Annotated in this window: 11 protein-coding genes; 2 read left to right on the plus strand and 9 right to left on the minus strand. The window is 76.4% G+C overall.

The window, feature by feature from the left end:
• Positions 1-106 precede the first annotated feature (106 nt).
• The 5 genes from ACZ7JZ_RS25730 to ACZ7JZ_RS25750 all read right to left on the minus strand — a co-directional run bounded on the left by ACZ7JZ_RS25730 (position 107) and on the right by ACZ7JZ_RS25750 (position 7,645).
• The gene (locus ACZ7JZ_RS25730) at positions 107-994 is read right to left on the minus strand and encodes a FadR/GntR family transcriptional regulator (RefSeq protein ID WP_470943224.1); all 888 of its coding nucleotides are present in this window, start codon (positions 992-994) and stop codon (positions 107-109) included.
• 170 nt (positions 995-1,164) lie between these two features.
• Positions 1,165-2,964 carry an ATP-binding cassette domain-containing protein gene (locus ACZ7JZ_RS25735; RefSeq protein WP_470943225.1) on the minus strand — a complete coding sequence of 600 codons (1,800 nt, stop codon included), beginning with the start codon at positions 2,962-2,964 and terminating at the stop codon, positions 1,165-1,167.
• 127 nt (positions 2,965-3,091) lie between these two features.
• Positions 3,092-3,853 (minus strand): NUDIX hydrolase, encoded by a 762-nt coding sequence (locus tag ACZ7JZ_RS25740; protein ID WP_470943227.1) that lies wholly within the window; start codon positions 3,851-3,853, stop codon positions 3,092-3,094.
• Between the two features lie 119 nt (positions 3,854-3,972).
• Positions 3,973-6,006 (minus strand): glycogen debranching N-terminal domain-containing protein, encoded by a 2,034-nt coding sequence (locus tag ACZ7JZ_RS25745; protein WP_470943229.1) that lies wholly within the window; start codon positions 6,004-6,006, stop codon positions 3,973-3,975.
• 328 nt (positions 6,007-6,334) lie between these two features.
• Positions 6,335-7,645, minus strand: a complete 1,311-nt coding sequence (locus ACZ7JZ_RS25750) for a DUF4192 domain-containing protein (RefSeq protein WP_470943231.1) — start codon at positions 7,643-7,645, stop codon at positions 6,335-6,337.
• Positions 7,646-7,871: 226 nt separating this feature from the next.
• Here ACZ7JZ_RS25750 and ACZ7JZ_RS25755 point away from each other — a divergent pair, with 226 nt between their 5' ends.
• Complete coding sequence (locus ACZ7JZ_RS25755; RefSeq protein ID WP_470943232.1) at positions 7,872-10,040, plus strand: RecQ family ATP-dependent DNA helicase; 2,169 nt, start codon at positions 7,872-7,874, stop codon at positions 10,038-10,040.
• Positions 10,041-10,395: 355 nt separating this feature from the next.
• Positions 10,396-11,028 carry a hypothetical protein gene (locus ACZ7JZ_RS25760; protein WP_470943233.1) on the plus strand — a complete coding sequence of 211 codons (633 nt, stop codon included), beginning with the start codon at positions 10,396-10,398 and terminating at the stop codon, positions 11,026-11,028.
• Positions 11,029-11,139: 111 nt separating this feature from the next.
• Here the strand turns inward: ACZ7JZ_RS25760 and ACZ7JZ_RS25765 are convergent, their stop codons facing one another.
• The 4 genes from ACZ7JZ_RS25765 to ACZ7JZ_RS25780 all read right to left on the minus strand — a co-directional run bounded on the left by ACZ7JZ_RS25765 (position 11,140) and on the right by ACZ7JZ_RS25780 (position 14,437).
• A complete protein-coding gene (locus ACZ7JZ_RS25765) occupies positions 11,140-11,703 on the minus strand; it encodes a hypothetical protein (protein WP_470943322.1) in 564 nt (187 codons plus the stop codon).
• 121 nt (positions 11,704-11,824) lie between these two features.
• On the minus strand, positions 11,825-12,526 hold the full coding sequence (locus ACZ7JZ_RS25770) for a ribonuclease HII (protein WP_470943234.1): 702 nt from the start codon (positions 12,524-12,526) through the stop codon (positions 11,825-11,827).
• 325 nt (positions 12,527-12,851) lie between these two features.
• Complete coding sequence (locus tag ACZ7JZ_RS25775) at positions 12,852-13,766, minus strand: ADP-ribosylglycohydrolase family protein (RefSeq protein WP_470943236.1); 915 nt, start codon at positions 13,764-13,766, stop codon at positions 12,852-12,854.
• A gap of 11 nt (positions 13,767-13,777) precedes the next feature.
• Positions 13,778-14,437: a histidine phosphatase family protein gene (locus ACZ7JZ_RS25780; RefSeq protein ID WP_470943237.1), complete on the minus strand. Its 660-nt coding sequence runs from the start codon at positions 14,435-14,437 to the stop codon at positions 13,778-13,780.
• Positions 14,438-14,538 lie beyond the last annotated feature (101 nt).

Below are 14,538 nucleotides of genomic sequence, written 5' to 3' on the forward strand. Positions count from 1 at the left end.
GGCGCGGTAACGGCGGCCCGGCGCGCCGTCCGGACCCGTGTCGCCGGACCCCGCGGGGTCCGGCGACACACGTTCCGCCCGCCGGGCGGGAGGCCCGGCCCATGCGTCAGTGCTCGCGCGGTGCCGGGACCACGCGCTCCACCTCAGGGTGGACGGTCAGCAGCTGGCGCATGGCGTTCTCGGCGCCCTGGGAGTCGCCGGCGGCGAGGGCCTCGACGATGCGCCCGTGGTGGGCCACGGAGGACTCGCTGGGGCGGTCGCAGGAGGTGACGGGGCCGCCGGAGACGTGGAGGGCCGAGGAGACGATGCCGGAGAGGTGCTCCAGCATCCGGTTGCCCGCGACCTGGATCAGGAGGGCGTGGAACTCGTTGTCCGCCCGCGAGAAGGTGATCGCGTCCCCCTGGGCGAGGGCGTGGCCCATGATCTCGACCATGTCCGACAGGCGCTGCTGGACGTCGGGGCGGCCGTGGCCCGCGGCGAGCCGGGCGGCGAGGGGCTCGATGGTCCAGCGGAGCTCGTTGAGCTCGCGGCGCTGGTCGTCGCGCTGCGGCCCGAAGGCGCGCCACTCGATGATGTCCGGGTCGAGGAGGTTCCAGTCGCTGACCGGGCGGACCCGCGTGCCGACGTTCGGGCGCGCGCTGACGAGCCCCTTGGCTTCCAGGACGCGCAGGGACTCGCGGACGACGGTGCGGGAGACCTCGAAGCGCTGGCCGATCTCCTCGGGCACGAGCGGGCGGTCGGCGCCGAGGTCGCCGGAGACGATCATCTGGCCGAGCTGCTGGACGAGTTGGCCGTGCAGTCCGCGGCCGCGGCTGCCCGCGGCGCGGCGGCCGACCCGGCTCAACTCGACGTCGGGGCCGTCCCAGCGGGGCGCACCGACGCGGTCGGGCGCAGCGGCCTCCGCGTAGGGGTAGCGGTCGAGTTCGCCCGGGCCGGCGAGGCCGGAGTCGGCGTGGCGGGCGGCGGTCATCATGGTGTGCGCAAGGGTACTCACGCATCCTTTGTCGGCCGCGGTCCGGCGGCCCTTGAGGTCTTTGGTGAAAAGCACACGAAAGGGTGATCGGTGCCACCTGCGCAATTGACGACTTATCGTAAAGAACCGGGCCTTTTACGGGGAGTTGTGGTCCGTCGGGGTGGATCTTGGCACCTTGGATGCGGAACCGGTCACCAACGGACCCGGCTCCGAAGCCCCGTGAACCCATACGCGCACAACAGGACCACGAGCGACAACGCCAGTGCCGCACCCACGGGTTGGGCCAGTACCCGGAAGGCCCCGAGGAGCAACCGGTCCGCCTCCGGGGGCCACTGGGCCCACGCCGTCCCGCGCAGCCGCTCGGCGATCCCCGACATGTCGTACGCCGACGGTCCCGCGAACGCCTTCCGCACGAGCGGCACCACCAGCACCGGCACGGCGAGTACGGCGGCCAGCCCCGCCGCGGCCGAGCGGAACACGCCCGAGGCGAGCACGCCGGCCCAGGCGCAGCCGACCAGCAGTCCCGCCCAGCTGGCGGCCGGGGAGAGCCACTCGCGGGGGACGCGCACCAGGTCGGTGTCGAAGACGAGCCGCAGCGCGGCCCCGTCGGCCACGACGGCGAGGGCGCCGATCAGCAGGGCGAGCGCGGCGGTGACGGCGAGCTTGGCGCTCAGCAGGCCCAGGCGGCGCGGGACGGTGCCGCGGTCGGCCGCGAGGGCGGGGTAGCGGTACTCCTCGCCGAAGGCCAGGGCGCCCAGCAGGCCGGCGCCCAGGGCGGCAGGCGGCAGCGGCAGCAGCGCGGGCCAGGCCGCCAGCAGCCGGGGCTGCGGCAGCCCGCCGGAGCGGGCGAGGAAGAGGGTCAGGAGGGCGGAGGCGAGGACGGAGGCCGCGGCCACAACGGCGGCGGTGCGGGTGCCGAAGGTGCGGCGCAGTTCGTAGCGGAAGGGCCGCAGCGGGCCGCCGACGCGCCGCACCGCGGACACGGGGGCGGTGCTCTCCGCGTACGGGCGCTGCACCGGGCCGCCGCCCGCCTCGGCGGTGGTCGCGGCGGGCGGCGCCGAGGCCGCCGCGGTGGCTGCGGCGCCGTCCGGAGCGGCGGCCGGACGGGGCACCGAGGGGCCGGAGTCGCCGGTCTCGTCGGCGAGCTGGTGGACCAGGACCCCGTGGAGGAAGGCCGTCTCGCCGATCTCGGCGCAGGTGCTGCCGTAGACGGAGAGGCGGTTGCCGCCCTCCTCGACCACCTCGACGGACTTCTTGGCGGCGCGGGCCTCGCGGCCGAGCAGGGCGGCGAGGCGGGGGGCGTGCGGGGTGCGGACGGCGACGCGGGGGCGCAGGCGGGTGCGGGCGAAGTCGGCCGCCTCCTGGTCGGCCACGAGGCGTCCGCCGTCGATGCTGACGACCCGGTCGGCGCTGCGCGCGGCCTCCTTGGGGTCGGCGGTGGTGAAGAGCACGGCGCCGCCGAGTTCGGCGTGGCTGCGCAGCAGGCCGTGGAGCCAGGCCTGTTCGCGGGCGGAGAGGTCCGCGGCGGGCTCGTCGAGCAGCAGGGTGCAGGGGTCGGCCAGCAGGGCGGCGGCCAGCCCGAGCCGGCGGTCCATCCCGGCCGAGAGGGTGCCGAGGCGCTGGTCGCGCAGCCCGGCCATGCCGACGACGTCGAGCATCTCGTCGGCGCGGGAGGCCTGCACCCCGACTGCGGCGCAGAGCATCCGCAGCTGGCCGCGGACCGTGCGGGCGGGGTGGCCGGGCACGTCTCCGAGGAGGGCGCCCACCTCGCGGGAGGGGTGGGCGATGCGGTGCAGGGGGCGTCCGCGGAAGTACGTGACTCCGCGGCCCTGTTCCAGCTCGAGCATCAGCCGGAGGGCGGTCGTCTTGCCCGCACCCGGTTCACCGAGCAGGGCGGTCACCCGGCCGGGCCGGGCCTCGAACGTGAGGTCGTCCACGGCGGGCGGGAGGTCTCTGCGGGGGGCACTGGTCAGTCCGATGGCCTGGAGCATCGCTTCTCTCGCGGGTGGTGAAGACCGCTCTGCGGGGCGGCGAATACCACCGGAAGATAACCCGATATGTCCGCTTTACAACGTAACGCGGCCCGGCGCATCCGGAACTGTGCTCCTCCGGCCGCCCTCAGACCTCCGGCCGGAGCATGGGCGGGTTGAGCAGGGTGGCGCCGCCGGCCCGGAACAGCTGCGCGGGGCGGCCGCCCTGACGGGTCGTCGTCCCGCCCGCCGGCACCAGGAAGCCGGGGGTCCCCGTCACCTTCCGGTGGAAGTTGCGCGGGTCCAGCGCGACCCCCCAGACCGCCTCGTACACCCGGCGCAGCTCGCCCACGGTGAACTCGGGCGGGCAGAAGGCGGTGGCCAGCGAGGAGTACTCGATCTTCGAACGGGCGCGCTCGATCCCGTCGGCGAGGATCAGCGCGTGGTCGAAGGCGAGGGCGCCGGGCCCGTCGCCCTCCCGCGCGGCCCCGCCGTCGGTGCCGAGGACCTCGCCGACGGGGGCCCAGCGGGCGCTGTTGGCGTCGCCGCCCGCCCGCGGGGCGGGCAGGTCGGGGGCGAGGACGAGGTGGGCCACGCTGACCACGCGCATGCGGGGGTCGCGCCCGGGGTCCCCGTAGGTCGCGAGCTGTTCCAGGTGGGCGCCGTTGCCCGCGCCGGGCTCGGCGGGGTCGTGGGCGCACAGGCCGGTCTCCTCGGCGAGCTCCCGGGCGGCGGCGGCGTTCAGGTCCTCGTCCCCCCGGACGAAGCCGCCGGGGAGCGCCCAGCGGCCCTGGTACGGCTGCTCGCCCCGGCGGACCACCAGCGCGCAGAGCGCATGGCGCCGCACGGTGAGCACGACCAGGTCGACGGTGACGGCGAAGGGCGGAAAGGCCGACGGGTCGTAGGGCATGCCGCGATCATAGTCGTCTTCCTGACGATAAACAGTCCTTTCGTGATCTCCTTCAACGACCCCGGCCGGAACCGGCGGGATCCGGACCGATCCGGCCGGGATCCGCCGGTTCCTGCGCGTCAGACCCCGAGCTGGAGGGATTCGGCGGCCTCCTCGACCATCGCCAGCCCGAGCCGGCTCACCCGGACCGCGAACGGCTCCCCCGCCACCCGGAGCCCCGACAGCCGGAGGGCCCCCAGGGGTGCACCGGCCAGCGGGGCCAGGGCCACCGTGCCCGCGGGCGCGTCCGGGCGGATGCCCGCGAGGGAGACGAGCACGTGCAGCCCCGAGGCGGCCGCGACCGCGGCCGGGCGGCAGGCCGCCGGGTGCGGCAGCGGGGCGCTGCCCGCCGTGCGCTGCTCGGCCGCGTACATCTCGGGCAGCCGGTGGCCGAAGGACTCGGCGGCGTCCATGAACCCGCGCAGCAGGGTCCCGGCCTCCTTCTCGAAGCCGGCCGCGGCGAGCCCGGCCACGGCGACCGCCGTCTCGTGGACGCGCACCGCCCCCGACCGGTGCCCGAAGGGGTTGTGCCCCGGCTCCTTGGCCCCCAGGCTGCGCAGCCCCCAGCCCGAGTCCATGGCCGGGGCTCCGAGCAGCCGCGCCAGCTGCTCGGCGCGTACGGGGTCCAGGAGCCCCGGGGCGAGCCGCCCGCCGCCGAGCAGCCCGGTGTCGAGCAGGTGCGCGGCGGCCCCCGGCAGGTAGGGCAGCGGACGGCCGTCGGCCCAGACGGCGGCGGCCGGGGAGCCCCCCGAGGGGCCCTCGGTCCAGAAGCGCTCGCGGAAGCGCTCGCGCTGGGCGGCGGCCAGGTCCCGCAGCTCCGCGGCCCCCGGGCGGTTGCAGGCGTCGAGGAGGTCCGCGCCGAGGAGGGCGGCCCGGTGCGCGTGGGCCTGGGTCTCGCAGCGCCGGGGCCCGTCCGCGGGCTCGGGGAGCAGGTCGTCGGCGGTGCTGCTCCGCAGCCATGCGAGGCAGCGCTCCGCGGCGGGGAGGAGGGCGTCCACCTCCTTCTCGGCCAGGCCCCAGCGCCGGGCCTCCGCGAGGAGGACGGGGAAGCCGAGGGTGGCCTCGGTGCCCGTGCACCCGGGGGGCAGCCCGGGGCCCGCGCCGCGCCGGGGGCCCGGGATGTGCCCGGCCCCGGGCCCCCGGCCGGCGGTCTGCGTGCGCGCCAGGATGCGCAGGGTGGCAGCAGCCAGGGCGGTGCCGAGCGGGAGGGCCATCCGGGCGGCCCAGAGGGCCTCGGCGGGGGCGAGTCCGCAGCGCCAGGGGACCCCGGCCGCGGCGAACGAGTCGGCGGGCTCTGCCGGATCGCGCAGGAGGAGGGCCCGCAGGTCTTCGAGGCTGGTGCGGAACAGGGCCCCGGCGCGCGGGTCGTCTCCTTCCGCAGCGGCTTCGGCGAGGGTTCCGGCCAGCAGCCCGGCGGGGATCCGGGGGGCCCGCTCCTGCCCCGTGCGCAGTTCGATGGTCCGGGACTCGCCCGGGGCCAGGGCGAGCTCCCAGCGCAGCAGTCCGAGGGCGGCGAGCACGTCGTCGGGCGGGGGGTCGGCCGTGGTGACGCTCTGCGCACCGTCCTGGCTCCAGCGCAGTCCGGCCGCGTGCACCGCGGCGGGCAGCTCGGGTCCGGGCCTGCCGGCGGCCACGGCCCCGAGGTCGGCGAGGTCCGTTCCGAGGGAGAGCTCGACGGGCAGCCGCAGCGGGCGGGCGGCGTGGCTGCGGACGGTGATCCGCTCGGTGCCGTCGGCATGGCGGACGCGGTCGACGGTGACGTCGGGGTCGGGCCCCGGCCCGGCGCCGGTGCGGACGGTGGAGGTGAACCCGGCCCGGTCGGCGCCGAGCCTGCGGCTGCGGAGGGCCACAGGGTCCCGGCCGGCGATCCGGAGCAGGCACCGGGACAGGAGCCTGCGGCCGGAGCGGTAGACCCCGTCGAGCCCCCGGCCGGTGAGCTGGCCGTGCTCCGGGGAGATGGCCAGGCAGGGGGCGAGGACGCAGACCACGGCCCCGTGGACGGGCGGGAGTTCGGCGGTGCGGCGGTCGGCCCCGGCGGCGGCGCCGGGGGCCGGGCGGCCGCCCGGAACGGCTCCGGAGGCGGGTCTGCGCGCGGGGGGAACGGGGTGGGGCATGTCTCGCCTTGTCTGCGTGCCGGATGGTGCGGCGGCGCGGGAGGGCCCCCTCCACCAACCACCTGAACGCGCCGATGCCGCACCGGGTCACGGCCCGGCCGCCGCCCGCGCACCCGCACCACCGCCCGGAGCACCGCCCCGACGGCCCCGCGCAGCAGCCTCCGGCCGCGCAGGGGCACTGACGCGGCACCTCCCGCCCAGGACCGGACCAGGGCGGCCCGGGTGCGGACCAGGCAGGCCGCCACCCGGGGCGGGTCAGGCACGCCCTGCGCTCCGCCGCCCCGCCGCGCCCTCCTGAGACCGCCCGCGCGGGCGGCCGGGTCCGTGCTCACGGCGCCGGCGCCGGGCCCGGCCCGGCCGGGTGCCCTGCAGCGGACCCCTCCCGCCGGCCGCGGGCCGCGGCAGGTGCGGGCCGGCGCGACTTCGGGGAGCCGGAGCGGGCCGCCCGCCCCGACGGGCTGCCGCCGCGCACGGGGGACGGCGCGGCGCGCCGGTGCCGGGCCGGCCGCTCGCGCCGCCGCCGCTCCTCGCGCAGGCAGGCGCGGAGGGTCTCCGGGTCCAGCTCCTCGTTGCAGGCGTGGTGGAGGAGTTCGGCGAAGCGGTATTCGGGATCGGCGCGCAGGGCCAGGGACAGCGCGATGCGGGCGTACGGCTCGTCGCCCGTGGACCAGGCCACCCAGCCGGCCAGGGTCAGCGGGGGCGCGGCGTGCTCGGCGTACCCCTCCACGCAGCGGCGGGCGAGGGCCCGCCACAGCCGCAGGGCGGGCGGCGCCTCCTCCCCCTCCATCCACTCGGCCGCGATATCGCGGATCTCGCGGTCCTGGAGCCCGAGGAGCAGGGAGGCCGCCTCGGCGTCCCCGATCAGGGCGTCGTCCCAGTCGTCGGCGGCCGGGCCCGTGTCGGCGGGCGGCGCCTGGGCGAACCGGTGCCGTACCGCCCGCGCCAGGGCGAGGGTGTCGGCTCCGACCTCGGCCCGGGTGGCGCCGTCGAGCATGCGGGGCAGGAGGTCGGCGGCGGCCTCGTCGAGGGCCCGGCCCTGGGCGCGGGCCGCGGCCCCCTGCAACGGGGCCAGCCTGCCCTCCAGTTCGCGCAGGGACCCGCGCACCCGGATGCCCGCGTACGCGGCGGTCGCGGCGGCGACCGAGGTGCCGGGGAGGGCGAGGGCGGTGCCCTCCGGAGGGCAGCAGCGCGGATCGGGGCAGCAGTAGGACCAGTACCGGCCGCCGGAGATGCACAGCGCCTCCATGACCGGGACGTCGAGCGCCCCGCAGGCCAGCCGGAGCTTCTGGGCCAGCGGCCGCAGCAGCTCGCTGACGCGGTGCGCGCTCTCGCCCTCCTCGGGATCGCGGCACAGGAAGACCACGATGGCGTCGGGGCGGCCCGAGCGGCGCTCGCTGCCCGACACCAGGCACTGGGCCACTTCCGCGGCCAGCTCGTCCCATTCGGCGGGCGCGCGCGGGATCCCGACGCGCAGGCGGCCGCCGAAACGGCCGGCCTCGCCGTGCACCGCGATCATCACGAGGGAGTCGGTCGGGTGGAAGCCGACCATGTAGGGCAGGGCGTCGGCGAGCTCGCCGGGGCTGCGCAGGGTGATCTGGCCGACGGAGCAGGACCCCGCCGATTCGCTGTGGTTCGTCATGCCACGACGGTCCCGCGGACCCCGCCGGTCCCGCGACCCCTGTGGACAGCGGCCGTCCACAGGCCGGTGCACCGTTCCGCGGCACGGCGTATCCTGCCCCGCCGCCGGAACGCTCCCCCCTCCTCCCCCTCCTCCCCTCCCCGGGGCACCACCGCCACCGCCCGGCCCGGGCGGCTCACGCGCGCTCGGGGCCGCGGATGTCCGACCCGTCCTGTTGGATGGGCCCATGGAGCACACGAACAGCACGGAGCTGCGCACCGCCGCCGACACCGTCCTCGCCCGCCTCGTCGGGGACGCGACCGGCCGGGCCCGGCTGCGCGAGGACCAGTGGCTGGCCATCGAGGCGCTCGTCGCCGACCGGCGCCGCGCCCTGGTGGTGCAGCGCACGGGCTGGGGCAAGTCCGCCGTGTACTTCGTGGCGACCGCCCTGCTGCGCGAGCGCGGCAGCGGCCCGACCGTGATCGTCAGCCCGCTTCTGGCGCTGATGCGCAACCAGGTCGACGCCGCGGCCCGGGCCGGAATCCGCGCCCGGACGATCAACTCGTCCAACACGGAGGAGTGGGAGGACGTCCGGGCCGAGATGGCCGAGGGGACCGTCGACGTGCTGCTGGTGTCCCCCGAGCGCCTCAACAACCCCGACTTCAGGGACAACGTCCTGCCCACGCTCGCGGCCGCGACCGGTCTCCTGGTGGTCGACGAGGCCCACTGCATCTCCGACTGGGGGCACGACTTCCGGCCGGACTACCGGCGCCTGCGCACGATGCTCGCCGAGCTCCCGGCGGGGGTCCCGGTGCTCGCCACCACCGCCACGGCCAACGCCCGCGTGACGGCGGACGTAGCCGAGCAGCTGGGTACGGGCGGCGGCTCGGACGCGCTGGTGCTGCGCGGCCCGCTGGACCGCGAGAGCCTGAGCCTGAGCGTGCTGCACCTGCCCGACGCCGCCCGCCGCCTGGCCTGGCTCGCCGACCACCTCGACGAGCTGCCCGGCTCCGGGATCGTGTACACGCTCACGGTCGCGGCGGCCGAGGAGGTCACGGCGTTCCTGCGGCAGCGCGGGCACACCGTCGCCTCGTACACCGGCAAGACGGAGAACGCCGAGCGCCAGCAGGCGGAGGAGGACCTGCTGGCCAACAGGGTCAAGGCCCTGGTCGCCACCTCGGCGCTCGGCATGGGCTTCGACAAGCCCGACCTCGGCTTCGTGATCCACCTCGGCTCGCCCGCCTCGCCCATCGCGTACTACCAGCAGGTCGGCCGCGCCGGCCGCGGGGTGGAGCACGCGGAGGTGCTGCTCCTGCCGGGCCGGGAGGACTCCGCGATCTGGGAGTACTTCGCCTCGCTGGCCTTCCCCCCGGAGGAGCTCGTCCGCCGCACCCTCGAGGTGCTGGCGCGCGCGGAGAAGCCGATGTCGCTGCCCGCGCTGGAGCCCCTCGTGGAGCTGCGGCGCTCGCGGCTGGAGACCATGCTCAAGGTCCTCGACGTGGACGGCGCGGTGCACCGCGTCAAGGGTGGCTGGACGGCCACGGGCGCGCCCTGGGCCTACGACACCGAGCGGTACGCCTGGGTGGCCCGGCAGCGGGCCGCCGAGCAGCAGGCGATGCGGGACTACGCCGCCTCGACCGGCTGCCGGATGGAGTTCCTGCGGCGTCAGCTGGACGACGAGGAGGCGGCCCCCTGCGGCCGCTGCGACAACTGCTCCGGGGCCCGCTTCACGGCCGACGTGTCCGGTGCCGCCCTGGACGCGGCCCGCGGCGATCTGGTCCGTGCGGGCGTGGAGGTGGATCCCCGCCGGATGTGGCCGACGGGGCTGCCCGCGATCGGCGTCTCCCTCAAGGGGCGCATCCCGGAGGACGAGCAGGCCCTGACGGGTCGGGCGCTGGGCAGGCTGTCGGACATCGGCTGGGGCAACCGGCTGCGCCCGCTGTTCGCCGCGCAGGCGCCCGACGAGCCGGTGCCCGGCGATGTGGCCGACGCCGTGGTCGGTGTGCTCGCCGACTGGGCGAAGGGGCCCGGCGGCTGGGCCTCGGGCGGACCCGGCGCCCCGGCGCGGCCCGCCGGGGTGGTCACGGTCGCCTCCCGCAGCCGGCCCCGGCTGATCGGCTCGCTGGGCGAGCACGTGGCGCGGGTCGGGCGGCTGCCGCTGCTCGGATCGGTGGAGTACGCGGAGGAGTACGGGGCCCGCGTGCCGCGCTCCAACAGCGCCCAGCGCCTGCGCGCCCTCAGCGGCTCGCTCCTCGTGTCCCCGGAGCTGGCACAGGCGGTCAAGGAGGCGGACGGGCCGGTGCTGCTCGTGGACGATTTCACGGAGACCGGGTGGACCCTCGCGGTGGCCGCGCGGCTGCTGCGGCAGGCGGGGGCGGCCGGGGTGCTCCCGCTCGTCCTCGCCGTCCAGGGCTGAACCGGCGGGCCCCGCGGCGCAGTGAGGAGCCGTCAGCGGATTCCGGCCGTTGTGGCCACCGCCCCCGAGGGGTTCCCCGGCCCGGCGCGGGCACCCGGCCGCAGGGGTGTTTCCGCTGGTCCCGACGGTTGCCGCAGAGCCGGATGCGTCAGCAGCGTTGCAGCTGGGCAAGGATATGAACGGCATACCGTCCGAATCCGGTCGGCCGGACCAATTGCTCGTTGCCGCGCCCTGACGGGCCACGCAAGAATTGGGAGAGCTCCCGCACGGCTCCTCGGCACTGTCACAGGGCCGCGCCGCGGCGCGCCGTAACCCAGCCCTGCCCGTCGCCGGGCGTGCAGCCGAAGGGAGGACCGTGACCTTCGGATTCGCCCCGCCCGCCGTCTCCTCGACACCCGGAACCGCCGGGGCCGCAGCCAGCCGGCACGGACGCCTGCTGGAACCCTCCGAGTGGACCGCGGCAGGCATCCCACTGCTGCGCAATCCACGCGAAACGGTCAGCGGACTCCACGCCCGGCACGCCCCCGTCCCCTCGACGGCGGTGCTCGCGGTCCTCGGGCCCGAGGACCGGCTCGTGGCCAGCGCCTCCTTCACGCAGCGGACCCGCTCCGCGGACGGCTGGGAGTACCGCAACGCCCTGCTGTCGCGGCTGCGCCGGGTGCTCCCCCACGACCTGCGCCGCCGCACGCCGGTGCGCACCGCCGTCCTGCTGTTCTGCCGCGAGGGCGACGAGCGGTGGACGGAGGAGGACGGAGCCTGGATGTGGGGCCTGCGCGACGCCTGCACCCTGCACGGGCTGCGCTGCGGCGCGTACATCACGCTGACGCGCAGCGGCTGGCAGGTGCTCGGCGAGGGCCGGGGCGGCCGGCGGCCGGACCTCGGCTCGACCCCGAGCCGCCTGGAGGACACGGCGCTCGACGGCGCCTCGCTGACCCCGCGCACGGGTGGCGGGGCGGTCGAGGCCCTGCGCCGTACGGCGGCCCGCTGACCGCCGGAGGAACGGTTCTCCCCAGTCGGGGCGCCGCGATGGCCCCGGGCCGGACCAGCCGGCGGGAAACCGGGCGGTCCCGCCACCGCTGCGCGGCGGGACCACAGGGCGTCAGACGCCCGCGCCCAGCACGGAGTTGATCTGCTGCGCGTCGCCGCACACGATCAGGAGCGTGCCCGCCCGGCCCAGCGCGGCCGGCAGCGAGCGCGCCACCGCGTCTGCGGCGCCGCCGTTGGCCGCGAACACGACCACCGGACGGACCGCGGCGCGCTGCGCGTGCGCGGCGTCCGCGTAGAAGACGTCGTCCCGGGCGTCGTGCTGGGCCCAGTAGGAGGCCTCGCCGAAGGACAGCTCGTGCGCGGCCCACGGGTGGGCCTCGCCGGTGGTCAGGACCAGGACGTCGCCGGGCGCGCGCCCGGTTTCGAGCAGCAGGTCGACGGCCTCCTCGGCCGCGTCCAGCGCGCCCTCGGCGGAAGCCGGGATCAGCTGGATCTGCGGGACGGCGGTGGAGACGGAGGGGGCGGTGGCCCCGGCTGCGGGACGGGCAGCAGGGCCGGGGCCGGGGCGTCCGGGCCGCGGGGCGGCGGCGGAACGCGGACCAGGTACGGGACGGGGGGTCTGCGCGACCGGGCCGGGGGCCGGGGTGACGCGGGGACCCTGGGCACTCTCGTGAATCTGAGGCTCCTCGGTGCTGAGAGGCGTGAAGTCGGTCTGTGGGACGCCGGTACGAGTCCTACCGGCGCGTGGTGCAGGTGGTGCAGGTGGCGCCTGCCGTGCGTGGCACACGGCCGTCCGGTCAGAAATCGAAGCCGAGTTGGCCTCCGTTTTCCAGTTCCAGCGCTTCCTCGCTCCTGCGCACCTTCTTCAGGTGCTGCCACTGCGGCAGCCCGTCGAGGTACGACCAGGAGAGCCGGTGGTACGGGGTCGGCCCCCGCTCCTCCAGCGCCGCGCGGTGCACCGGCGAGGGATAGCCGGCGTTGTCCGCGAAGGCGAAGTCTTCTCTGCCGATGCCCAGTTCGGCCATCATCCGGTCGCGGCGGACCTTGGCGATCACGGAGGCCGCGGCCACCGCGACACAGGACCGGTCCCCCTTGATCACGGTCCGCACCCGCCAGGGGGCGCCCAGGTAGTCGTGCTTCCCGTCGAGGATCACCGCGTCGGGGCGGACCGGCAGGGCCTCCAGGGCCCGTACCGCCGCGAGGCGCAGCGCCGCCGTCATGCCGAGCGCGTCGATCTCCTCGGGGGAGGCGTCGCCGAGTGCGTACGCGGTGACCCACTGCTCCAGGACCTCCGCGAGCACGTCGCGGCGCCTGGGGGTGAGCAGTTTGGAGTCGGTGAGTCCTTCGGGCGGGCGGCGCAGGCCTGTGATCGCCGCGCAGACGGTGACCGGACCGGCCCAGGCCCCTCGGCCGACCTCGTCGACCCCGGCGATGACCTTGGCTCCGGTGGTGGCGCGGAGGGAGCGCTCGACGGTGTGGGTGGGTGCTTCGTAGGGCATGGCGCCAGCAAGGTTACGCCGCCCGGTACGCCCGCGACACCCCGGGCCACCCCCCTCTCAGCCCTCGGGCACGGGCGCCGCGGACGGACTCCCATCCTCCGCTACGGCCCGCCCGCAGATTTTGCTTTCGCACACCGCCCGGCTCACGCCATTCCCGACCCCGGCAAGGCAACGCCGAAGCCGAATCGCTCGAAAAATCGGGCACGCGATGGGGCCTGCGCACACACGATGCGAAACACTCCCTCGCAACCACAAACGCAGCGTTCCGTGCACTGGCTGCCCCGGCTCCGGCGCCGGACGGTCCCGCCGTCCGGCGCCGAGTCCGTCACATTCCGGCCGGCCCCTCCGGCAGCCAGGCGGGCAGCGCCTCCGTCTGCTTGCCCCAGGCCTCCGGTACGGCTCCGGGCCCGCGCCCGCCGAGGACCCCGCCGACGATGGCGCAGGTGGTGTCGACGTCGCCGCCGACCCGGGCCGTGGTCCAGAAGGCCTTCTCGAAGTCGCCGAGGGCGCGCGCGGCCGACCACAGCGCGAAGGGCACCGTGTCGTGCGCCGTGGTGCGCCGCCCGCAGCCGAGTACGGCCGCCACGGTCGTGGCGTCGCCGTAGTCGAGCATGTCGCGCGCCCGGCGCAGCCCCGCGCCCACCGCGCTGCGCGGCACCAGCGCGATCACGCCGTCGAGGAGTTCCGCCGGTCCCGGGGGGCCCTGGGGGTTCGCGGCGAGGGCGGCCGCGGCGGCCACCGCCATGGCCCCGCAGACGGCCTCACGGTGCTGGTGGGTGGTGTAAGCGGAGATCTCGGCCTGGTGCGTGGCCTGCTCGGGGTCGTCGGCGTACCAGGCGCCCAGGGGCGCGATGCGCATGGCCGCGCCGTTGCCCCAGGAGCCCTGGCCGTTGAACAGGGCGGCCGCGAGCTCGCGCCAGTCGGCCCCCTCGCGGACGAGGCGGAGCATCCGGTTCACGGCGGGCCCGTAGCCGCGGTCGAAGTCGTGGTGCTCGGCGAAGGAGGCCGCGAGGGCGTCCTGGTCGATCCGGCCGTGCCCGGCCAGCACGGCCAGCACGGAGCAGGCCATCTCGGTGTCGTCGGTCCACTGCCAGGGGCCGGGGGGCAGCTCGCGGCGCTTGAGAAGGGGGAGGTTCGCGGGGACGAAGAACTGGGAGCCCAGGGCGTCACCCACCGCCAGTCCGCGCAGACTGGCCAGGGCGCGTGCGTGGCGCCTGTCGGGAGAGGAGTCAGGGGTCATCGCGGGCAACTCTAGCCGTCCAGGTCGTAAGGCTCGGGTGTGGTCCAGCGCTCGAAGGGCCGGTCGAGGCGGTACCGGCCGTCCTCGGCCAGGACCAGCATCCGGATGTCGCCGTTGGCCGGGTTCGACAGGCATTCGAATTCGGCCACCGACCAGTGGAACCAGCGCATGCAGAACAGCCGCATCGTGAGCCCGTGCGTGACCAGCAGGACGTTCGGCGGATGGTCGGGGGCCTCGAAGCTGCGGTAGAGGCTCTCCAGGAAGGATCCGACGCGGTCGTACACGTCCGCCCCGGACTCGCCCTGTGCGAACCGGTAGAAGAAGTGGCCGTACGCATCGCGGTAGGCCTTCTGGAGGCGTACGTCCGCCCGGTCCTGCCAGTTGCCCCAGTCCTGCTCGCGCAGCCGCGGCTCCTCGCGCACGCGCACCCGGGCCGGGTCCAGCGCCAGGGCCCGGAACGTCTGCAGGGTGCGGCGGTACGGGGAGACGTACGCGCTGACCGGTTCCTCGCCGAACAGGGCGCGCAGCCGCACCCCGGCGGCCACTGCCTGGCCGAGGCCGGACGCGGTCAGCCGCAGGGCGTGGTCCGGCTCCCTCTCGTACACCGTGTCGTCGACGTTGCCTTCCGATTCCCCGTGCCGGAGGAGGACGATGCGCCGCGGTCGTGCCATGTCCCGACCCTACGGCGGACCGCGCCCGTTCGGGCGCACCGGGGGGCCGATCGAAGGACGGCGCGGGGACCCGCCGTCCTCAGGCCGGGCGGTCCGGACGG

The organism is Streptomyces sp. NPDC038213, assembly GCF_055600495.1.